This window comes from Pseudalkalibacillus hwajinpoensis, from assembly GCF_039851965.1.
Classification (GTDB): domain Bacteria; phylum Bacillota; class Bacilli; order Bacillales; family Guptibacillaceae; genus Guptibacillus; species Guptibacillus hwajinpoensis_E.
In genome coordinates this window covers 511,890-534,608 of the sequence record NZ_CP156674.1, presented here as the reverse complement: position 1 = coordinate 534,608, position 22,719 = coordinate 511,890, and the positions used below count along the sequence as shown (strand labels likewise).

Genomic DNA, 22,719 nt, shown 5'->3' with positions numbered 1-22,719 from the left:
ATTAAAGGGGTGCAATTGTGGGGAAAGAACCATTTCAGAATACAGTATCCATGACATCACTGGCACTTTCGTTTTCAGATAAAGCTGATCGGGGGCATGCGCTAACTGCAGGCTTCTCAACCCGTAAAAACGGAGTAAGCCAGGCTCCGTTTTCCAGCTTGAATCTTGGATTCCATGTACAGGATCAACCTGAAGATGTTCTATCAAATCGAATGACGCTGGGAAACGCGATCGACTATCCGATTGATCACTGGGTCGTTGGAGAACAAGTACATGGCGCTTTACTTGCAAAGGTGTCAACTAGTGACTGCGGACGCGGAGTAAGAGACCATAAAGATGCGATAAAAGACGTTGATGGGTTGTATACAGATGATCATGATGTGCTTTTGACAGCGTTATATGCTGATTGTGTACCACTTTTCTTCTATGCACCTTCAGTGGGAAGAGTTGGAATTGCCCACGCAGGCTGGAAAGGTACGACGAAAGATATTGCAGGAGAGATGATTCGAGCGTGGAAAGCTGACGGCATTACGAGCGAAGATATTTATACTGCTATCGGTCCATCAATAGGAAAGTGCTGCTATGAAGTCGATGACGGTGTGATCGACCAGGTGAAAACAGTTGTGGAAGAGTCAGAAGTCTTTTTTGTTTCGAAACCAAATGGGAAATTTCAGCTTGATTTAAAAGCTGTTAACCGGTCACTTCTGCGTAAAGCAGGGATCCAAGAAAATCATATTGCCACTAGTGACTATTGTACAAGCTGCAGCAGTCTGTTCTTTTCTCATCGTAATGAGAAAGGCAGGACTGGAAGAATGATGGGCTACATAGGACTCGGGGAGGTATAACATTAACGTGGATGTAAAAGGAAATTTAGCTACAATTGAAGCAAATATCAAAGCGGCAGCAGAACGTTCGAACCGGGATGCTCATCGTGTGAACGTCGTAGCGGTTACGAAATATGTGAGTGTGTACCGTACAAAAGAGGCACTCGATGCTGGAATTAACCATTTTGGTGAAAGTCGTGTTGATGGACTGTTAGAGAAGGTGGAAGCATTAGGCTCTTATCCGAAATGGCATTTCATAGGCACGCTTCAGTCTCGCAAAGTGAAGGAAGTTCTTCCTTACGTGGATTATATTCATTCTCTTGATCGCCGATCGCTCGCGAAAGAAATTCAAAAACGTGCCAAACGTGAAATAAAGTGCTTTGTTCAGGTTAACGTTTCTGGTGAGGAGTCCAAGCACGGGTTGTCACCAGATGAGACAATTCCGTTTATTCAATCGCTGACAGATTATCCGCTGATTAAAGTGGTTGGGTTAATGGCGATGGCACCAAACACAGAGGATACAAATAAGATTCGAAGCGTATTTCAAAGGTTGCGAGAGCTTGGCGACAGTGTAAAGAAGCTTTCAGTCGAGCATGCGCCATGCACGGAGTTATCCATGGGCATGTCTAATGATTACGAAATAGCAGTTGAAGAAGGTGCAACTTTCGTACGAATCGGTTCATCACTCGTTGGTAATGAAAAATAAAATAAGCTCTCCAGGAGGTGCAGGGAATTGGGTATTAAAACGAAATTTAAACAGTTCTTTGAACTTGATGATGAAACAATAGAGTTGGATGAGCATCAGGAGCAAGATCTATACATGGAGGAAGAAGAAGAGCAGGAGCAAACAAGAGCAGCCAGAAAGCAAAGTAAACAAAATGTGGTTAGCCTTCAAAGCGTTCAAAAGAACTCAAGAGTTGTACTGGTTGAGCCAAGAGTGTATGCTGAAGCTCAGGATATTGCTGATCACGTAAAGAATCGTAAATCTGTGGTCATGAACCTTCAACGCATTCCTCAAGATCAGGCAAGACGAATTGTTGATTTTCTAAGCGGGACTGTCTATGCTGTGGGGGGCGATATTCAAAAGCTCGGTCCGGAAACGTTCTTATGTACACCGGATAACGTTGAGATTTCTGGCAACATCACTGATGAAATTTATGAATAACCATTAAGGAAGGTGAACAATTTGAACATTGCATCAATTTTACTTGGGGCCATACAAATTTACACATGGATCTTGATTATCTACATTTTCATGTCATGGATTCCAAACGCTAGAGAATCATCGATTGGAAAGATGATCGCTTCCGTAGCAGAGCCTTACCTTGCTCCATTCCGTAAGATTATCCCACCAATTGGCGGTATGCTGGATATTTCTCCAATCGTAGCGATTTTTGCTCTTCAGTTTGCTCAATACGGCATTGTTGCTCTCTTTAATATGATTGGCTAATGTCTATTTACGAACATTACCGTCCAGAAGAACGGACATTTGTGGATCGCGTCCTTGAGTGGCAGGATGAAGTGCAGGAAAGATATGTGCCGAAACTAACGGATTTCCTAGATCCTCGAGAGCAGGATATAGTTAAACTAATTATAGGGAATCATCCTGATGTTCGCCTGTTTTTCTCAGGGGGAGTGGCGGGGACAGAGCGACAGCGTGCACTGCTCGTTCCTCCGTATCTGGAGGTTTCTCCAGAGGACTTCGAGTTAACTGCATTTGAAATTACATATCCAGCTAAGTTCGTTTCCCTAACTCATCCTGATCTACTGGGTGCGATGATGGGACTTGGTTTAAAGCGAGACAAATTCGGTGACATTATAGTGCAGGAAAGCAGTGCTCATTTAATTGTAGCGAAGGAAATTGCCGATTTTGTGAAGATGAACCTGAACCAGGCAGGGAAAGCATCCATTTCACCCGAGGAAATTCCTTTATCTCATGTGCATGTTCATGAAGCAAAGTGGGAAGAGCAAACAGGAACGGTATCGAGTCTTCGGTTGGATGCGGTTCTCGCCGAAGTGTACAACATTTCACGAAGCAGAGTAGCGACTATGATTGAACATGAGAGAGCTAAACTGAATTGGAAAGTCGTTAACCAGCCTTCTTCAGAAGTCGGGGCTGGAGACTATCTATCTCTTAGAGGCTCTGGAAGAAGCAAAATAGTTTCAATAGATGGGAAAACAAAGAGAGATAAATGGCGAATAACCTATCATATAAGAAAATAGTTTGTCATAATTAGAAGGAATATCCAAAAGGTTTGTCGAAATACGTTAGGCCGGGTATATGAATAGAGAGTAAATCGGAGGTGGCTGAATTGCCTTTAACACCATTAGACATTCATAACAAAGAGTTTACTCGCGGATTCCGCGGTTATGATGAAGATGAAGTTAATGAATTTTTGGATCAGATAATCAAGGATTACGAAACAGTAATTAGAGAAAAGAAAGAGCTTAACGAGAGAGTGAAGCTTCTTGAAGAGCGACTGGGTCATTTTTCCATTCTTGAAGAAACGTTAAATAAATCGATTCTCGTAGCTCAGGAATCTGCCGAAGAAGTTAGACAGAATGCAAAAAAGGAATCTCAATTGATTGTAAAGGAAGCAGAAAAGAACGCTGATCGCATTATTAACGATTCTCTTGCGAAAGCAAGAAAGATTTCGATGGACAATGAAGAGCTTAAGAAGCAAGCAGCCGTCTATCGCACACGTTTTCGTATGCTTGTTGAAGCCCAGCTTGAAATGCTAAATAACGAAGACTGGGATGGACTCGTCGCTCGCTTCGATGAAGAAGAAGAGCAACAGCAACAGCAGGAGCAAAGCGAAGAGAAAGCATAGGGCACTTATATTTTATTTGTCATACACTTGACTTCTTATTTTTGTTTACACTATAATTTTACACATAGCAATAACGATCGACTAAGATGGGAAGAGTACCTGATTCTTACTTAACAAAGCGAGCCGGGGGAGGTGTGAGCCCGGTGTTAAGCAATCAGAGAAGATCGCCCCGGAGTCCCGTGCTGAACGATAAGTAAGCCCCGGCGAATCATTCATGTTACGAATGCAAAGTGAGCGCATCTAGCGCTTAAGTTGGGTGGTACCACGGGAAAACCTTCTCGTCCCTTTCCAGGGATGAGAAGGTTTTTTTTATTTAAATAAAGCCTGCCTATCGTTTATGTACGTCGTTATAACTTGAAGGAGGAAAGCTCATGAGCTTCAAAGAAACGCTCTTAATGCCGAAAACCAAATTCCCGATGAGAGGGAATTTGCCTAATAAAGAGCCTGACATGCAGAAAGAATGGGAAAGCATCAGCCTTTATGGAAAAGTTCAGGAAAGAACGAAGGATCGGCCACTCTTCGTCCTGCACGACGGACCTCCATATGCGAACGGCGATATCCACATGGGTCATGCCGAGAACAAAGTTCTTAAAGATATCATTGTCCGTTACAAATCCATGAATGGTTTCAACGCACCATACGTTCCAGGTTGGGATACACACGGTCTTCCAATCGAACAGGCGCTAACGAAAAAAGGCGTTGATCGCAAAAAGTTAACGGTTGCTGAATTCAGAAAGAAATGTGAAGAGTACGCTCTTAAGCAGGTGGACCGTCAACGTGAGCAATTTAAACGTCTTGGTGTAAGAGGTGACTGGGATAATCCGTACATCACGCTTCATAAAGGGTATGAAGCACAGCAAATTAAAGTGTTTGGCGAAATGGCGAAAAGAGGCTATATCTACAAAGATAAAAAAACCGTTTACTGGTCACCAACATCAGAATCTGCTTTGGCAGAAGCTGAAATTGAATATCAGGATAAACGTTCCCCGTCAATCTATGTCGCGTTTGACGTGAAGGATGGAAAAGGTGTATTAGATGGAGATGAGAAATTCATCATCTGGACAACAACACCATGGACGATCCCTTCTAACCTTGCGATCGCACTAAATGAGAAATTCGAATATAGCGTCGTCGAAGTAGATGGCAACAAGTATGTTGTGGCAACAGAGCTTGTTGAACAGTTGAAAGATGAGTTTGAATGGAACGAAGTAAAAGAATTGAAGCGTGTGAAAGGAAGCGAGCTTGAATATGTAACGGCTCAGCACCCAATCTATGATCGCAAGTCACTCGTCATTCTTGGTGATCATGTAACACTTGACGCCGGTACTGGTTGTGTTCATACGGCCCCAGGTCATGGTGAGGATGACTATGTAATTGGAAGAAAGTATAAGCTCGATATCCTTTGTCCTGTAGATGAGAAAGGCGTATTCACTGATGAGGCACCCGGCTTTGAAGGCATGTTCTATGATAAAGCGAACAAACCAATCACAGAGAAGCTAGAAGAAGTTGGCGCACTTGTTAAGCTTACGTTTTTCACGCACTCGTATCCACATGATTGGCGTACGAAAAAGCCAATCATTTTCCGAGCGACAGAGCAATGGTTCGCTTCGATTAAAGAATTTCGTCCTGAGCTTCTTCAAGCTGTTGCAGACGTGAAATGGTTCCCATCATGGGGTGAAATCCGCCTTCATAATATGGTGAAGGATCGTGAAGACTGGTGTATTTCCCGTCAACGTGCCTGGGGTGTTCCAATCCCGGTGTTCTACGGTGAAAACAACGAGCCGATCATTACGGATGAAACAATTGCACATGTATCAGATTTGTTCCGTGAGCATGGATCAAATATCTGGTTTGAGTGGGATGCGAAAGAACTTCTACCTGAAGGATATACATCCGAGCACAGCCCGAATGGCGAGTTCCGTAAGGAAATGGACATTATGGACGTATGGTTCGATTCAGGATCTTCACACCAGGCTGTACTCGAAGAACGCAGCGATCTGGCCCGTCCAGCTGATTTGTATCTTGAAGGTTCCGATCAGTACCGTGGATGGTTTAACTCTTCCCTTTCAACAGCTGTTGCAGTAACTGGCAAAGCACCATATAAGGCAGTCCTCAGCCATGGCTTTATCCTTGATGGCGAAGGAAAGAAAATGAGTAAATCACTAGGTAACACGATGGTACCAAATGATGTTATGAAGCAATTGGGTGCTGACATTCTTCGTCTCTGGGTTTCTTCTGCTGATTATCAAGCTGACGTTCGAGTGTCAGATGATATTTTAAAACAGGTAGCAGAAGTGTACCGTAAAATTCGGAATACGTTCCGCTTTATGCTTGGAAACCTAGAAGGTTTTGATCCTTCTCAGCATCAGGTTTCTTACGAAGCCCTCGGTGAGCTCGATCAATATATGCTAGTTAAGCTCAATAATCTGATTGAAAAAGTGAAGAAAGCGTATGATGAGTATCAATTTTTAACGGTTTATAATACGATTCATAACTTCTTTACAATCGAGATGAGCTCATTCTATCTCGATATTGCGAAAGATACGCTTTATATCGAGCATGAAGATCATCCGAAGCGTCGTGCAATCCAGACGGTCCTTTATCAGACGGCTGTTGCGTTAACGAAACTTCTTTCTCCAATCATTCCACATACAGCAGAAGAAGTATGGCAGTATGTACCTGGTGAAAAGGAAGAATACGTTCAGCTTTCTGATATGCCTGAAGTGGAAATCTTCGAAGGTACAGCGGACCTCGAGCAAAAGTGGGACCACGTCATGGAGCTTCGTGATGAAGTTCTAAAAGCACTTGAAGAAGCACGAAATGAAAAGAAAATTGGTAAATCACTTACAGCCGAGCTTCATATTTATGCTGACAATGGCACGAAAGAATTGTTAGAAGGCGTAGCTAATCTTGAAAAACTGTTCATCGTCTCTGCTGCATCTGTCGCTGGAACGATGTCAGAAGCTCCTGCAGAAGCGAAAGTCTATGAAGAACTAGCCATTTCAGTTTCACCTGCTGAGGGAGAAACGTGTGAACGATGCTGGCAAGTAAAAACAGATGTTGGAGCAGATAGCGACTACCCAACACTCTGTGCAAGCTGTGCTGAAACAGTTAAAAGTCATTACTAATAAACTTTGTTAGTTGAAACCGCGATCGTTTGCGTAAGTGAGCCAACAATCACTCATATCTAACATGATAAAAAGAAAAGACGCTTTGCCAAGCAAAGCGTCTTTTCGTTGTCTATGAACACCAGATTGAGGCGATCTTATTCAGTTTGGATTGTCTGCTGAAGCAAGCTGTGCTAAACTTTCATAGGAAGTAACATTTGATCGGAGGAGCGCACGTGTGGAAATATCTCATAGCCATTGTCATCATTATTCTTGATCAGTGGACAAAATGGCTTGTTGTCAAGAAGATGGATTATGGAGAAAGCATCACATTGATTAACGACTTTCTTTATCTGACCTCACATCGAAATCGGGGCGCAGCCTTTGGAATCCTTCAGGGACAGATGGTTTTCTTTTATATCATTACGATTTTCGTTATTGGAGCGGTTATTTATTACATGCAACAGTATCGCCATAGCCGTTTTGTCAGTGTAACGCTGGCACTTATACTTGGAGGAGCAATTGGGAACTTTATAGATCGAGTGCTAAGAGGAGAAGTCGTGGATTTTGTTAACACGTTTATCTTCTCATATGACTTTCCGATCTTTAACGTTGCGGATGCATCACTCGTAGTTGGTGTCATTCTTATTTTTATCGGAACAATTTTTGAAAGTAAGCAGGCTAAAGGGGAAAACTAATGGAAAAATTCACATTTAAAGTAACGGAAGAAGAAAAAGGCGAGCGAATCGATAAGCTTATCACATCATATGAAAGCGACTGGTCCCGTAGCCAAGTGCAGACATGGATTAAAGACGAAAATATTCAAGTTAACGGTGAAGCTGTGAAAGGAAATTACAAAGCTTCTGAGGGCGATGAAATTGAAGTAACTGTTCCTGAGCCTGAAGAGCTTGAAATTGTCGGAGAAGACCTGAATCTTGAAATTGTTTATGAGGATGCGGATGTTCTCGTTGTAAACAAGCCACGGGGAATGGTTGTTCACCCGGCACCAGGGCACGCCCGAGGTACGCTCGTGAACGGATTAATGCACCAGGTTAAAGATTTAAGTGGGATTAACGGCGTTGTCCGTCCTGGAATCGTTCACCGGATCGATAAAGACACATCCGGTTTGTTGATGGTAGCGAAAAATGACAGAGCTCATGAATCTCTTGTTAAACAGCTTCAAGCTAAAACTGTAAACCGCCGCTATACAGCAATCGTTCATGGCAATATTCAGCACGATGTTGGCACGATTGATGCACCAATTGGCCGTGATAAGCAGGATCGACAGAAGATGACTGTAACAGATGAGAATAGTCGAGATGCAGTCACGCATTTTAGAGTGCTAGAGCGTTACCAGCAGTACACGTACGTTGAGTGCCAGCTTGAAACCGGCAGAACGCACCAAATTAGAGTACACATGAAATACATTGATCATCCGGTCGCAGGTGATCCAAAGTACGGTCCGAGAAGAAAATCACTTCCAATTGATGGACAGGCGCTTCATGCGGGCCTGCTTGGCTTTAGACATCCGGTTTCAGAAGAGTGGCTTGAATTCTCATGTCCTATTCCTGAAGATATTGAAAGGTTGCTCAAGCGTCTCAGACAAGATTGAGGTTGACTTGATTCACCTTATCTGCCATAATCGTATTAGACAATAGCATACCCTTTAACGACAGTCCCGTGAGGCTGCAAAGGAAAAATGGCTAATGTACGAGATATCTGTACAGTTGTATGCCCAAAACCCTTTTGCTCTCATGGCATAAGGGTTTTTTTATGTAAACGAGAGATAGAGAAAGGGGTGACCTGCATGGATAACAAGAGAATTCTTCTTGATGACCAGGCGATTCGCAGAGCGTTAACACGAATTGCTCATGAAATATTAGAACGAAACAAAGGAATTGAGAATACCATGCTAGTTGGAATTAAAACAAGAGGGATCTACCTTGCTGAGCGTCTGGCCGAACGAATTGAACAGATTGAAGGATCAGCGATTACTGTTGGTGAGGTTGATATCACAATGTATCGAGATGATCTTACCCATAAGAATGAAGATCAAGATCCATTAATCAAAGGAACAAGCATTTCAAAAGACGTATCAGATCAGAAAGTGATCCTGGTGGATGATGTGCTTTACACAGGTCGAACAGTCCGTGCAGCTATGGATGCACTAATGGACCTTGGTCGTCCATCGCAAATTCAGCTGGCTGTGCTTGTTGATCGAGGGCATCGCGAACTGCCGATCCGTCCCGATTATGTTGGAAAAAATGTACCAACATCGAATGAAGAAATTATTGAAGTTGCCCTGAAGGAAGTCGATGACTTTGATCAGGTTAGCATTACACAAACATAAATCGTGCTCCCTTTAAGTTCGTCCAGTGAGACGGGCAAGGGAGGAGACGCGTTCCGGTTAGGGAACGCGTGTACCTCCTTGCGTCCGTGCAAGGAGTTTTTTATTGCACGGACAGGATGCACATTCAAGGAGGAAAGTAGATATGAAGCAAGCATTAGGCATTCGAGAGGTTCCGAAAGCATCAAGTTGGCTTACATTAAGTCTTCAACACTTATTCGCCATGTTTGGCGCAACGATATTAGTACCATTTCTAGTTGGTCTTGACCCGGCCGTAGCTCTTGTCTCAAGCGGATTGGGCACACTAGCTTACCTGGTGATTACAAAAGGCAGGATTCCAGCTTATCTTGGGTCATCATTCGCATTTATCGCACCTATTATTTCAGCGGTGTCCTTGCATGGCCCTGAAGGAGCAATGATCGGTAGCTTTTTTGCCGGGATTGTCTACGGTCTTGTAGCGATCGGAATCCGCGCACTAGGATTGAACTGGCTGCTCAAACTTTTACCACCGATCGTTGTTGGTCCAGTTATTATGGTTATCGGACTTGGCCTTGCCGGTACCGCGATCGATATGGCCATGAATAACCCTGCAACAGAATCTTATAGTGGTACACACATTACAGTCGCACTCGTTACACTAGGTGTCACCATTCTTGCTTCCATATTTCTAAGAGGGTTTTTCAGCCTGATTCCAATCCTAATCGGAATTGTTTCTGGTTATACATTCGCTTACTTCATGGGGATCGTTGATTTATCACCGATTCGTGAGGCATCACTCTTTCAAATGCCGAACTTTATCCTTCCTTTTGCGGACTATAACCCGGCAGAAGTGTTCTCGTGGGAAATTCTCTTCATCATGGTGCCAATTGCAGTAGTAACAATCGCAGAGCACATAGGAGATCAAATGGTTTTAAGTAAAGTAGCCGGAAAGAACTTTTTGAAAACACCTGGCCTCCACCGATCTATACTGGGCGACGGTGTTGCAACAATGATTGCTTCTTGTCTTGGAGGGCCACCAAACACAACCTATGGTGAAAACATTGGTGTGCTCGCGATAACGCGTGTGTTCAGCGTCTTTGTTATCGGTGGAGCAGCTGTCCTTGCTCTTATCTTCGGATTTGTTGGAAAAGTAACAGCAGTCATTTCAACAATTCCAACAGCAGTCATGGGAGGCGTCTCGATCTTGCTCTTCGGAATTATCGCATCATCAGGACTGCGTATGCTTATTGATAACAAAATTGATCTAGGGGATAAGAGAAATTTGATTATCTCCTCTGTTATCCTGGTCATTGGGGTAGGCGGGGCATTTATACAAGTAAGTGATAACCTTCAAATCGCAGGCATGGCCCTTGCTACAATCATCGGGATTGCACTAAATCTGATTCTCCCTGGTGGCAAAACACAGCCATCAGTTGAAAAAATATTTGAAGAAGAAATGGATAATAAAGAACCAGCTGCATAGCATCATCCTTTAAAAAGGTACTGAGAGACCTTAAAGGGTGGGAGATAGATGCGATCATAGGACGCGTCTATCCTTCTGCACCCTGAGAACGCTCAGGGTGCATTTTTTATGAAAATTTCTAAGGAAATGGAGTGAGTGGTGTGAAGCATTTACTTGATATGACTTCTCTGACACTTAATGAAATTCAAGAAATCCTGCAGCAGGCTGAACGATTCCGGAATGGAAAACAAAAAGAGAGCAATAACCCGGTTTTTGTAGCAAACCTTTTCTTTGAACCGTCCACACGAACACGATTCAGTTTCGAAGTAGCGGAAAAGAGGCTGGGATATGAAGTGTTAAATTTCGAAACCTCATCATCGAGTGTACAGAAAGGCGAAAGCCTTTATGACACGATTAAGACACTTGAATCGGTAGGGGCAAGTGCTGTTGTGGTGAGGCATCAAAATGAACGGTACTTTGAATCGCTTCTTGATCGAACATCACTATCTATAATCAATGCGGGAGATGGATGCGGTCATCATCCAACGCAGTCTCTCCTGGATCTTTTAACGATTCGTCAGGAGTTCAAGCAGTTTGAAGGGCTTAATGTCGTGATTGCTGGTGATATCAGGCACAGCAGGGTAGCACGATCCAATGCTCATGTCCTAAAAAGACTTGGGGTAAACGTAGTGTTCTCGGGTCCGCCTGAGTGGCAGGATGATACACTCTCAGAATTTCCATACTTGCCAATGGATGATGCGGTTGAATTTGCGGATGTACTCATGTTACTAAGAATACAAAATGAACGGCATACGGCGAAAAGCAATGCTCACTCCACCTACTTAGAATCTTATGGTTTAACGATTGAACGTGAAAAGAGAATGCAAAAACATAGTATCATCATGCATCCTGCACCTGTTAATAGAGGGGTCGAAATTGACACTAGCCTCGTCGAATGTGACCGATCACGCATTTTTAAACAAATGGAAAATGGCGTTTATGTTCGTATGGCTTGCCTGAAATTAGTCTTACAACCCAACCAGAAAGGAATGGTCGTGTAATGCTTATCCAAAACGCAAAACTACTAAATGAAACTGGAGAGCTTGTTAAGCTTGATGTACTCATTTCAAAAGAAGGTAAGATTGAGGAAGTTTCACATAATATTGATCCAGACCAGCACAATATTATAGATGCGAAAGGAAACCTGCTAGTTCCGGGTCTAGTGGATTTGCATGTCCACTTAAGGGAGCCGGGCGGTGAGCATAAAGAAACGATTGAAACTGGAACAAAAGCAGCTGCAAAAGGTGGATTTACTACGATTGCAGCTATGCCAAATACAAGACCTGTTCCGGATAATGAAGAGACGATGAAGAAGTTGATGGAGAGGATTGAAGAAACCGCGAGTGTTCGTGTCCTTCCATATGGTTCAATTACAACTCGACAGCTTGGAAAGGAACTGACGAACTTCGATGCTCTTAACAAAAACGGGGCATTCGCCTTAACGGATGACGGCGTAGGTGTTCAAAGCGCAGGAATGATGCTTGAAGCAATGAAGCGTGCTGCTTCAAAGAATCTATCAATCGTCGCTCACTGTGAAGAAAACACACTTATTAATGGCGGAAGCGTCCATGAGGGACATTTCTCTAGTGAAAATGGATTAAACGGTATTCCGTCCGTTTGTGAATCAGTCCATATTGCAAGAGATGTGCTGCTCGCGGAAGCAGCGGGCGTCCATTACCACGTCTGTCACATTAGTACGAAAGAGTCGGTTCGTATCGTTCGTGATGCGAAACGAGCGGGCATTAACGTAACCGCAGAAGTAACACCGCATCACATGCTTCTGTCAGAAGATGAAATTCCGGGAATTGATACAAACTACAAAATGAATCCCCCCCTTCGGTCAAAAGAAGACCAGGAAGCGCTCATTGAAGGATTACTTGATGGAACGATTGATTTTATAGCAACAGACCATGCGCCACATTCGCATGAAGAAAAATCAGCCTCAATGGAAAAAGCACCCTTCGGCATCGTTGGCCTCGAAACAGCCTTTCCGCTTCTCTATACAAACTTTGTAGAGGAAGGAAAGTTTACGCTAAAGCAGCTCGTCGACTGGTTAACAATTAAACCAGCGACCGCATTTGGACTTAAGCATGGAACACTTAAAGTTGGAGCGAATGCGGATCTCACGCTAATCGAACTATCGCATCAAGAAGAAATCAATCCTGAAACGTTCGTGTCAAAAGGAAGAAATACACCTTTTGCGGGATGGATGTGTAAAGGGTGGCCAGTGAATACATTTGTGAATGGAAAAATGGTGTATGCGAAAGGGAGCGATCAATAATGAAAAGACAGCTAATTTTAGAAGATGGATCTATATTTGTCGGGAAAGCATTTGGGAGCGATATTGAAAAAAGCGGTGAGGTTGTTTTTAATACCGGAATGACTGGGTATCAGGAGATTTTGTCAGATCCATCATACTGTGCACAAATTGTGACGCTCACGTACCCGCTGATTGGGAACTACGGAATCAATCGAGATGATTTCGAATCGATTAATCCTTCTGTCCACGGTCTTATTGTAAAAGAAGCGACAGCAGTTCCGAGCTATTGGAGAAATGAAATGACGCTTGATGAACTACTTCGAGTGAAAGGCATCCCTGGATTAGAAGGTATCGATACAAGAAAATTAACCAAATTAATCCGTGCCAATGGAACGTTGAAGGGGAAAATGTGCAGCATGGACGTTGATCCTGAGAAAATCGCACAGGACCTTCGGGAAACGCCGCTAAAACGCGATCAGGTGCAGCAAGTATCGATTAAAGCGCCTTATGCAAGCCCTGGTCGAGGTTATCGTATCGTACTTGTGGATTTCGGCATGAAGCACGGTATCCTTCGTGAATTAACAAGAAGAAAATGCGATGTAGTGGTTGTCCCTTACAATACATCAGCAGAAGAAATCCTTCGACTGAATCCTGACGGTGTCATGCTGAGCAATGGCCCTGGAGATCCAAAGGATGTGCCAGAAGCAGTTGAGATGATTAACGGCATTCTCGGTAAAATCCCACTCTTCGGGATCTGTCTCGGTCATCAGCTTTTTGCACTCGCATGCGGCGCTGATTCAGAAAAAATGAAGTTCGGCCACCGAGGATCAAATCATCCTGTTATGGACTTGAGTACGGGACGCGTTGCCATCACTTCTCAAAACCACGGTTACACAGTAGAAGCGGCATCACTGGAAAAGACAGAACTAGAAGTAACGCATGTCGCTGTAAATGATGGAACAATTGAAGGAGTGAAGCACACGATGCACGCTGCGTTCAGCGTTCAGTATCACCCTGAAGCATCACCCGGGCCAGAAGATTCGAACGGACTTTTCGATGATTTCATCACAATGATTACAACTTTCAAGGGGGAAAAAACATATGCCTAAACGTACCGATATCAAGAAGATTCTAGTCATTGGATCAGGACCAATCGTCATTGGCCAGGCAGCCGAGTTCGACTATGCTGGAACACAGGCCTGTCAGGCTCTAAAAGAAGAAGGATATGAAGTGATTCTCGTAAATTCGAATCCAGCGACGATTATGACGGATACTACCATTGCTGATGAGGTGTACATTGAGCCGCTCACCCTTGATTTCGTAAGCAGCATCATTCGTAAAGAACGTCCAGATTCCCTTCTGGCGACACTCGGAGGTCAAACTGGACTCAACCTTGCGATGGAGCTATCTGAATCCGGTGTTCTAGATGATTATAATGTTGAGCTTTTAGGGACAAGTCTTGATGCGATCCAGCAGGCGGAAGATCGTGATCAGTTCAGAACATTAATGAATGATCTAAATGAGCCTGTTCCTGAGAGTGATATCATTCATAACCTGGAAGAAGCGTATACCTTTGTGAAGAGAATTGGCTATCCCGTTATTGTCAGGCCGGCTTATACGTTAGGCGGGACAGGCGGTGGTATTGTGAACAATGATGAAGAGCTAGAAGAAATAGTATCGAGCGGATTGAAATATAGCCCTGTAACACAATGTCTTCTAGAGAAAAGCATCGCTGGATTTAAAGAAATTGAATATGAAGTGATGCGTGATGGACAGGATCAAGCCATCGTTGTATGTAACATGGAAAACATCGATCCGGTCGGAATTCATACAGGAGATTCAATTGTCGTTGCCCCAAGTCAGACGCTATCCGATCGCGATTATCAGATGCTTAGAAATGTTGCTCTCAAGGTCATTCGCGCCTTGAAAATCGAGGGCGGTTGTAACATTCAGCTAGCACTTGATCCGTATAGCTTTCAATATTACATCATTGAAGTGAACCCTCGTGTCAGCCGGTCATCTGCGCTTGCTTCAAAAGCGACTGGCTATCCAATTGCGAAGCTAGCAGCGAAAATTGCGGTGGGATTATCTCTTGCAGAAATGAAAAATCCAGTTACAGGTAAGACGTATGCTAGCTTTGAACCTGCACTGGACTACGTAGTTTCCAAAATACCGAGATGGCCTTTTGATAAATTTGAAAGTGCCAATCGAAAGCTCGGTACACAAATGAAAGCGACCGGTGAAGTGATGGCGATCGGGCGTACCCTTGAAGAATCCCTTCTTAAAGCAGTTCGATCCCTTGAATCCAACGTGATTCACCTTGCGATTCCATCATTTGAGAACATGGATGAGGACACGATGGAGAAGCGAATTCGTGTAGCGGATGATGAGCGGATTTTCGTTGTAGCGGAAGCATTCAGACGTGGAAAAACAATTAAAGAAATTCATGACTGGAGTGCTATTGATCATTACTTTCTTGTTAAAATACAGGGAATCATCGCCCTCGAAAAGCAATTAGAGGAGAATAAAGGGAATCTTGAAATCTTGATTGAAGCGAAGCGAAAAGGATTTTCTGATGATGTCGTTGCTCGCTTATGGAATCAAACTGAGCTTGAAATTTATGAATTACGGATGAAAGAAAGCATTCGCCCGGTTTATAAGATGGTTGATACATGCGCAGGTGAATTCGAATCAGAAACACCGTATTATTATTCTACTTATGAAGAAGAGAACGAATCATTTGAAACGCCGAAAGAAAGTGTGCTTGTACTTGGTTCTGGACCAATTCGAATCGGACAGGGAATTGAATTTGATTACGCTACTGTTCATAGCGTCTGGGCAATTCGTGAAGCAGGGTATGAAGCGATCATAATAAATAACAACCCAGAAACCGTCTCAACAGACTTCAGCATCTCGGATAAGCTGTATTTCGAACCGCTTACTGTAGAAGATGTTATGCATGTTATCGATCTAGAGAAACCAACCGGTGTCATTGTCCAGTTCGGTGGACAAACGGCCATTAATCTAGCAGATGAGCTTTCTGCTAGAGGCGTAAAGATTCTCGGAACATCGCTTGAAGATATGGACCGGGCAGAAGATCGAGACAAATTCGAAATGGCCATGGCTGAGCTTGGCATTCCACAACCAGAAGGAAAAACGGCTACATCCGTCGAACAGGCGATTTCAATTGCAACTCGAATTGGCTATCCGGTTCTTGTACGCCCATCTTACGTTCTAGGCGGCAGAGCGATGGAAATTGTGTATAAAGAAAGTGAGCTTCTTCATTACATGGAAAATGCGGTAAAAGTAAATCCGCAGCACCCGGTCTTAATTGACCGCTACTTGATGGGGAAAGAGATTGAGGTGGATGCAATCTCTGATGGAGAAACCGTATATATCCCGGGCATCATGGAACACATTGAACGAGCGGGGATTCACTCCGGGGATTCGATTGCCGTGTATCCACCACAGAGCCTTTCTGAATCGGTTAAACAAACGTTAATAGATGAAACCATTGCGTTAGCAAGAGGGCTGAAAATCAAGGGGCTTCTCAATATCCAGTATGTTATTCAGAATGATCAGGTTTACGTTCTTGAAGTCAATCCAAGATCAAGTAGAACAGTTCCGTTTTTAAGTAAAATAACAGGGGTTCCAATGGCGAATCTTGCGACGAAAGCGATTCTTGGCCAAACACTGAATGAGCTTGGATACAAAACAGGTTACGGCATTGAGAGAGACGATGTGTATGTGAAAGTACCAGTATTCTCCTTCGCGAAACTGCGTCGGGTTGATATTACGCTTGGACCTGAGATGAAATCAACAGGTGAAGTAATGGGGCGAGATTATACGCTTGAGAAAGCTCTGTATAAGGGACTAGTCGCTTCTGGTATGAATATTCCAACTCACGGTTCTGTGCTATTTACGATTGCTGACAAAGACAAAGAGGAAGCGACTGATATTGTAAAACGATTCCATGCGATTGGATATCATATTCTCGCAACAGAGGGTACAGCAGATAACATTCGGAATATGGGCATCCCTGTAACCGTCGTAAATAAGATTGGGGCTGAAAAGCCGAACTTGCTGCACGTGATTCGAGAAGGTCAGGCTCAATTCGTTATTAATACACTCACAAGAGGCAAACAGCCTGCCCGAGACGGTTTCCGTATTAGAAGAGAGTCGGTTGAGAACGGAGTCGTATGCTTCACATCGTTAGACACAGCCAAAGCATTATTGCGCGTCATTGAAACAATGACGTTCACAAGTACAAGCATGCCGAAATTTCATCAAAAAGAAGTGATTCGTTCATGAAGCAATACAAAACAGAACTAGTTGCTCAAAAAAAAATTGCAGCTTTTATTTTCGAGGTAGTCGTTTATCACGAAAAGATTGATGAACGTTTTCAACCAGGACAGTTCGTTCATGTGAAAGTTACATCTGGTTCAGACCCGCTGTTAAGAAGGCCGATTAGCATTTGCCATGTTGATCCAGAAAAACATTTACTAACAATGATTTATCGGGCTGAAGGCAAGGGGACGAGGATGCTGTCTGAGATGGTTCCGGGGGTCGAAGTTGACCTCCTTGGTCCACTCGGGAATGGATTTCCAATTGAAAGTCCGAAGCGGGGTGATACCGCATTACTTGTCGGCGGAGGAATTGGTGTGCCGCCACTGTACTATCTTTCCCGTGAGCTAACAAAGCGCGGTGTGTATGTAAAGCATGTGAACGGGTTTCAAACAGGTTCAGCGGTTTTCTATGAAGAAGAATTCAAAGCGTTCGGGCCAGTCACCGTGACAACTGTTGATGGGAGTTACGGGGAAGCGGGATTTGTAACAGCACAGCTTGACGATTCAGCAGATTATTTGTTTGCATGTGGCCCTTCTCCAATGCTTCGAGCCCTTGAAAGCTATCCGGCAAAAAAAGGGGTTTATTTATCACTGGAACAACGGATGGGCTGTGGAATCGGTGCGTGTCTCGCATGTGTTTGTCATGTGCAGGGCGATGAGACTGGTCTTGATTATCGAAAAGTGTGTAGCGATGGGCCAGTGTTTCAGGCAGGGGAGGTCGTATTATGAGTCGATTACGCATTCAACTTCCGGGACTCGATCTAAAAAATCCGATTATGCCTGCTTCGGGCTGTTTTGGATTCGGTCGTGAATACAGTCAATTTTATAAGTTAGATCAGCTCGGGGCGATTATGGTTAAAGCAACGACAAATGAACCACGCTTTGGAAATCCAACGCCGCGTGTGGCAGAAACAACCTCAGGGATGTTGAACGCCATAGGACTTCAGAATCCCGGCCTTGATCATGTAATGAATCATGAACTTCCATGGTTAGAAACGTTCGATGTTCCAATCATTGCAAATGTAGCGGGATCCACGATTGAAGATTATGTTGCTGTTGCAAAGCGAATTTCCACGGCGCCTAACGTTCATGCCCTTGAATTAAACATCTCATGTCCGAACGTGAAAGAGGGCGGACTTGCGTTTGGGACAGTTCCTGAAACGGCTTATGAAGTGACAAAAGCGGTTAAGGAAGTGGCACGGGTGCCCGTCTACGTCAAGCTTTCACCTAATGTGACGGATATTGTTCAAATGGCGAAAGTCGTTGAAAAGGCAGGCGCAGATGGCTTAACGATGATCAACACGCTATTAGGTATGCGGATTGATTTAAAAACTGGGAAACCGATTCTTGCAAATGGGGCAGGAGGATTATCAGGTCCTGCGATCAAACCGGTTTCGATTCGGATGATTCATCAGGTGAGTCAGCAGGTGGCGATTCCGATTATTGGGATGGGGGGCGTTCAGTCTGCTGAAGACGTAGTGGAATACTTTTTAGCTGGAGCAAGTGCAGTAGCGGTCGGGACCGCTAATTTCGTAGACCCAATGACGTGTCCAACTATTATTGATGCATTACCCGCAATGCTCGATGAAATGGGTGTAGGTCATATTTCGGAACTGACAGGAAGGAGCTGGAAAACGGAGTGGAATCTTCAATCATCCTCGCATTAGATTTTTCAAAGAAACAGGAGTTAGACGAATTTCTCACGCTTCTAAAAGATGAGAAACTGTTTGTAAAAGTAGGTATGGAAGCATTCTATCAGCATGGACCATCCTTAGTTAATGAGCTAAAGCAACTTGGGCATAACGTATTTCTGGACTTGAAGCTTCACGATATACCAACCACGGTTAACAAAGCAATGAAAGGCCTTGCTGGTCTTGGGGTTGATTTGATTAACGTCCACGCGAGCGGCGGCTCGCGGATGATGACAGCCGCCATGGAAGGACTTGAAGCAGGCACACGTGCAGGTGAGAAACGTCCAATGTGTATTGGGGTAACACAGCTAACGAGTACTTCTGAAGAAATGCTCCGAAAAGAATTAAATATGACAACTAACATGAAAAATAGCGTTGTTTCACTCGCGAGTTTAGCGAAAGCAAGTGGTCTTGATGGCGTTGTTAGTTCTGCCCTTGAAGTGCCGACGATTAAAGAAACTTGTGGAGATCAGTTTCTGACGGTTACGCCCGGAATTAGGCTTGAAGGAGATCTTGCAGGTGATCAGAATCGCGTTTGTTCACCGGCGAAAGCAAGAGTATTGGGAAGTGACTACATTGTAGTAGGCCGTAGTATCACAGCATCACCTGATCCATTAAAAGCGTATGAAAGACTAAAATCAGAGTGGGGGAATACTCATGAAATCTATCGCTAAATCACTTCTTGAGATTAAAGCTGTCAGTCTTCAGCCAAAACAACCTTTTACATGGTCATCGGGCTTATTATCTCCGATTTATTGCGACAATCGCTTGACCCTATCGTATCCGGCTGTAAGAAAAGAAATTGCAAAAGGCCTTGTAGAAATCATTAAAGAACACTATTCAGATGCAGAAGTCATTGCAGGAACAGCTACAGCGGGAATCCCTCATGCAGCATGGGTGAGCGACCAGTTAGAGCTTCCGATGGTGTATGTAAGAGGTAGTGCAAAGGGGCACGGCAAAGGGAATGTGATTGAAGGAAAAGTATCAGTAGGACAGAAAATTGTTGTCATTGAAGATCTTATTTCAACAGGTGGCAGTGCAATTGATGCGGTGAAACAGCTCCAATCAGCAGGTGCGAACGTGCTTGGCGTGGCGGCGATCTTTACATACGGCATGAAGAAAGGGGCAGAACAGTTCGCAGAGGAACAAATTACATGGCAAACCCTTACCAATTTCGATGAACTGTTAACAAGCGCGGTAGAAACAGGTATGATTGAGAAAAGAGAGGTTCAATCACTGCTAAACTGGCGTGACAATCCAGCATCTTCAGAATGGCTTGAGCAGTTGAAAGATCTCTCCGTTTAGGAGGGTTACGATGAGAAAAATGCAGGGAGAAGAGTTCGATTCGCTCGTCTCATTTTTTGATGATATGGCACGAACGAAGTGGCTTGGAAGCATTCATGATGAGTTAAAGGTCGCTTCCGGGTCATGGGAAGGGAAGTCGGTTCTTGATGTAGGCTGTGGAACAGGAAGGCTATTGCTTCGCGGGGTGGAGGAAGCATCGATACTCACAGGCGTTGATTTATCCTCTGAAATGGTAAAGGCTAGCAAGCAAAATTTCTTTTTTATAAATCGGTCGAATAAAAGTCACTTTTCTGAAGGTGATGCGTGTGATCTCTCGTTTGAAAACAGCATGTTTGATCTTTCGCTATCAACGTGTGTCATGTTTCTTCTGCCGGAGCCTGAAGCAGGGATGAAAGAAATGATTCGCGTCACAAAAGAAGGGGGGAAGGTTGTCATGTTGAACCCTTCTTTACAAATGGATCAGATAGCAGCGTTCGAGTATGCAAAGCAAAATAATATGAGTGGGTTTGAGCAAACATCCCTTTTGAAGTGGTCCAACGTTTCAACAAAAAGGCACCGCTATTCTTCGGAAGAATTAAGCCAAAAGCTGAAAATGCTCGGAGCAAAAGAAACCAGGCACGTTGAAGTGTTAGACGGATTAGCGATAATAACAATAGCCGATTTATAAGGCTCTGATAAAAGGATGTATCAAAAAAAGTCACGCGAATCCGCGTGACTTTTTTTGATGTTTATTTTTTCATTTTGAAAATCAGATCCTGATCCGGTGTTACGTAAAGAGTGTTCTGCTGATCGTAAGTTACAAAGCCTGGTTTCGCACCATTTGGCTTTTTCACGTGCCGAACTTCCGTATAATCGACTGGAACGGAGCCGGATTCACGCGCTTTGCTGAAGTAGGCTGCGAGGTTTGCAGCTTCTAGAAGTGTTTCCTCAGAGTAATCGGTGCTTCGAATCACAACGTGTGACCCTGGTATATCTTTTGTATGAAGCCACGTTTCACTTCTAGCTGCAAGCTTATTCGTTAAATACTCGTTCTGTTTATTGTTCTTACCAACTAGTATTTCCGTACCGTCTGATGATTCATACGTATCAAGCTTCGGCTTTGTTGGTTTTGATTTCTTCTTATGTGAGCGTTTCTTAATGTAGCCTTCTTCCTCAAGCTCCTCGCGAATTTCCTCGATGTCACGTGGGGAAGCAGATGTTAACTGCTGGATCAATTGTTCAAGGTAAGTAATCTCCTGATGGGACTTCTCGATTTGATCTTCAAGTACAAAAATAGAATTCTTTGCTTTATTGTACTTCTTAAAATACTGCTGTGCATTATCCGATGGTGATTTTTGAGGGTTTAATTCGATAACAACAGTTCCGCCATTTTCATCATAATAGTTCAGAACCTCAACCTTCTTATCACCACGCTTCACTATGTGCATGTTGGCAGTCAGTAGCTCGCCAAGAAGCTGATACTTATCTGCCTCTTGTGCCTGTTGGATTGTTCTAGTAAGCTTTTCAATTTTCTTCTCATTCTTCTTCAATTCATTAGAGAGGAATCGTTCAAGATCATTGGACTGCTGTTTAACCCTGTCACGATCGGCTTTACCGTAATAAAAACGGTCAAGCAGTTTACTCGCAGAGTCGAATGAGCGTGTTTCACCAACAAGGTGGGTTAATTCCACAACCGAGAAGTATTCCTTTTGGGAAGTGACCATCTGCGGAGTGTACGCGTGTTCCTCAAGCGCATTGAAAATAGTGAAAAAGGCTTCTGGCAATGTTTTACGAGTAGCAAGGCCAGCGCGATGCACTACTTCCTTTGCGATCAGTGGTGATACGCCCCCAAAAGCCTGAACAATCTGGCTGCTGAGCTTTCCGGCATTAAAGTCGATCTGCCTTAATAAGTCATCAGCGCTCAAACTGAATGGTGAAATTTTGTTCTGTGCGGGTGGTGCAATATAATCCTGCCCGGGAAGCACTGTTCTATGCCTATTTACGGCAGGAGAAAGATGTTTAATGCTATCAAGAATCATGTCAGATTCATTCAGAAGAATCACGTTACTATGACGTCCCATAATTTCTGCAATTAATGTGCGTTTTGTTAAATCGCCGAGATCGTTTCGAGCTTTAAACGTAACGTGAAGAATCCTTTCATTATCAATCTGTTTAATTTCCTCTACAATACTACCTTCGAGGTGTTTCCTTAAAAGCATGCAGAACATTGGTGGTTCCTTCGGGTTTGCATACGATTCTCCTGTAATTTGCACTCTTGCGTAAGAAGGATTAGCAGAGAGAAGGAGCTGATGGTTTTTCCCACCTGAGCGAATCACGAGCATCAAATCAGTTGCATACGGCTGATAAATCTTCGTTACTCGTCCACCTTTTAATAATTCATTTGTTTCATGCGCAACGGCTCTCATAACCATTCCGTCAAAAGACATATCGTTCACCTACATTCCTATCTATAGACATCGTTCTTAGTATAGCATTTTTTGAAGCTTGTCTGAATATAGATGAACTAT

Annotated in this window: 21 protein-coding genes and 1 other annotated feature; of the genes, 20 read left to right on the top strand and 1 reads right to left on the bottom strand. The window is 43.7% G+C overall.

The window, feature by feature from the left end; genetic code table 11:
• Positions 1-17: 17 nt before the first annotated feature.
• The 20 genes from pgeF to ABFG93_RS02560 all read left to right on the top strand — a co-directional run bounded on the left by pgeF (position 18) and on the right by ABFG93_RS02560 (position 20,879).
• Positions 18-845: a peptidoglycan editing factor PgeF gene (gene pgeF, locus ABFG93_RS02655; RefSeq protein ID WP_347550425.1), complete on the top strand. Its 828-nt coding sequence runs from the start codon at positions 18-20 to the stop codon at positions 843-845.
• Between the two features lie 7 nt (positions 846-852).
• A complete protein-coding gene (locus ABFG93_RS02650) occupies positions 853-1,530 on the top strand; it encodes a YggS family pyridoxal phosphate-dependent enzyme (RefSeq protein ID WP_347550424.1) in 678 nt (225 codons plus the stop codon).
• A 27-nt stretch (positions 1,531-1,557) separates the two neighbouring features.
• Positions 1,558-1,989 (top strand): cell division protein SepF, encoded by a 432-nt coding sequence (locus tag ABFG93_RS02645; protein ID WP_347550422.1) that lies wholly within the window; start codon positions 1,558-1,560, stop codon positions 1,987-1,989.
• A 21-nt stretch (positions 1,990-2,010) separates the two neighbouring features.
• Positions 2,011-2,274, top strand: a complete 264-nt coding sequence (locus tag ABFG93_RS02640; RefSeq protein ID WP_347550420.1) for a YggT family protein — start codon at positions 2,011-2,013, stop codon at positions 2,272-2,274.
• A complete protein-coding gene (locus tag ABFG93_RS02635; RefSeq protein WP_347550419.1) occupies positions 2,274-3,047 on the top strand; it encodes an RNA-binding protein in 774 nt (257 codons plus the stop codon). The genes ABFG93_RS02640 and ABFG93_RS02635 overlap by 1 nt, the downstream gene beginning before the upstream one ends.
• Positions 3,048-3,136: 89 nt before the next feature.
• Positions 3,137-3,655, top strand: coding sequence for a DivIVA domain-containing protein (locus ABFG93_RS02630; protein ID WP_347550417.1), 519 nt, complete (start codon positions 3,137-3,139; stop codon positions 3,653-3,655).
• Between the two features lie 74 nt (positions 3,656-3,729).
• Positions 3,730-3,944: a binding site (T-box leader), on the top strand.
• 82 nt (positions 3,945-4,026) lie between these two features.
• Positions 4,027-6,783, top strand: coding sequence for an isoleucine--tRNA ligase (ileS, locus tag ABFG93_RS02625; RefSeq protein ID WP_347550416.1), 2,757 nt, complete (start codon positions 4,027-4,029; stop codon positions 6,781-6,783).
• Positions 6,784-6,998: 215 nt separating this feature from the next.
• The gene (gene lspA, locus ABFG93_RS02620; RefSeq protein ID WP_347550415.1) at positions 6,999-7,460 is read left to right on the top strand and encodes a signal peptidase II; all 462 of its coding nucleotides are present in this window, start codon (positions 6,999-7,001) and stop codon (positions 7,458-7,460) included.
• Positions 7,460-8,374, top strand: a complete 915-nt coding sequence (locus ABFG93_RS02615) for an RluA family pseudouridine synthase (protein WP_347550414.1) — start codon at positions 7,460-7,462, stop codon at positions 8,372-8,374. The genes lspA and ABFG93_RS02615 overlap by 1 nt, the downstream gene beginning before the upstream one ends.
• Before the next feature lie 195 nt (positions 8,375-8,569).
• A complete protein-coding gene (pyrR, locus tag ABFG93_RS02610; RefSeq protein ID WP_347550413.1) occupies positions 8,570-9,112 on the top strand; it encodes a bifunctional pyr operon transcriptional regulator/uracil phosphoribosyltransferase PyrR in 543 nt (180 codons plus the stop codon).
• A 142-nt stretch (positions 9,113-9,254) separates the two neighbouring features.
• On the top strand, positions 9,255-10,571 hold the full coding sequence (locus ABFG93_RS02605; RefSeq protein ID WP_347550412.1) for a solute carrier family 23 protein: 1,317 nt from the start codon (positions 9,255-9,257) through the stop codon (positions 10,569-10,571).
• A gap of 140 nt (positions 10,572-10,711) precedes the next feature.
• Positions 10,712-11,611 carry an aspartate carbamoyltransferase catalytic subunit gene (locus ABFG93_RS02600; RefSeq protein ID WP_347550411.1) on the top strand — a complete coding sequence of 300 codons (900 nt, stop codon included), beginning with the start codon at positions 10,712-10,714 and terminating at the stop codon, positions 11,609-11,611.
• A complete protein-coding gene (locus ABFG93_RS02595; RefSeq protein ID WP_347550410.1) occupies positions 11,611-12,891 on the top strand; it encodes a dihydroorotase in 1,281 nt (426 codons plus the stop codon). Before ABFG93_RS02600 ends, ABFG93_RS02595 begins: the two co-directional genes overlap by 1 nt.
• Positions 12,891-13,979 (top strand): carbamoyl phosphate synthase small subunit, encoded by a 1,089-nt coding sequence (locus tag ABFG93_RS02590; RefSeq protein WP_347550409.1) that lies wholly within the window; start codon positions 12,891-12,893, stop codon positions 13,977-13,979. The genes ABFG93_RS02595 and ABFG93_RS02590 overlap by 1 nt, the downstream gene beginning before the upstream one ends.
• The gene (gene carB / locus ABFG93_RS02585; protein ID WP_347550408.1) at positions 13,972-17,181 is read left to right on the top strand and encodes a carbamoyl-phosphate synthase large subunit; all 3,210 of its coding nucleotides are present in this window, start codon (positions 13,972-13,974) and stop codon (positions 17,179-17,181) included. Before ABFG93_RS02590 ends, carB begins: the two co-directional genes overlap by 8 nt.
• Positions 17,178-17,945, top strand: coding sequence for a dihydroorotate dehydrogenase electron transfer subunit (locus tag ABFG93_RS02580; RefSeq protein ID WP_347550407.1), 768 nt, complete (start codon positions 17,178-17,180; stop codon positions 17,943-17,945). Before carB ends, ABFG93_RS02580 begins: the two co-directional genes overlap by 4 nt.
• Complete coding sequence (locus ABFG93_RS02575; RefSeq protein WP_347550406.1) at positions 17,942-18,883, top strand: dihydroorotate dehydrogenase; 942 nt, start codon at positions 17,942-17,944, stop codon at positions 18,881-18,883. The genes ABFG93_RS02580 and ABFG93_RS02575 overlap by 4 nt, the downstream gene beginning before the upstream one ends.
• Positions 18,856-19,581 carry an orotidine-5'-phosphate decarboxylase gene (gene pyrF / locus ABFG93_RS02570; RefSeq protein WP_347550405.1) on the top strand — a complete coding sequence of 242 codons (726 nt, stop codon included), beginning with the start codon at positions 18,856-18,858 and terminating at the stop codon, positions 19,579-19,581. The genes ABFG93_RS02575 and pyrF overlap by 28 nt, the downstream gene beginning before the upstream one ends.
• Complete coding sequence (pyrE, locus tag ABFG93_RS02565) at positions 19,565-20,212, top strand: orotate phosphoribosyltransferase (protein WP_347550404.1); 648 nt, start codon at positions 19,565-19,567, stop codon at positions 20,210-20,212. Before pyrF ends, pyrE begins: the two co-directional genes overlap by 17 nt.
• Positions 20,213-20,222: 10 nt before the next feature.
• Positions 20,223-20,879, top strand: coding sequence for a class I SAM-dependent methyltransferase (locus ABFG93_RS02560; RefSeq protein WP_347550403.1), 657 nt, complete (start codon positions 20,223-20,225; stop codon positions 20,877-20,879).
• A 61-nt stretch (positions 20,880-20,940) separates the two neighbouring features.
• On the opposite strand, the gene ABFG93_RS02555 is transcribed toward ABFG93_RS02560, so the two are convergent.
• A complete protein-coding gene (locus ABFG93_RS02555) occupies positions 20,941-22,638 on the bottom strand; it encodes an Rqc2 family fibronectin-binding protein (RefSeq protein WP_347550402.1) in 1,698 nt (565 codons plus the stop codon).
• Between the last annotated feature and the right edge of the window lie 81 nt (positions 22,639-22,719).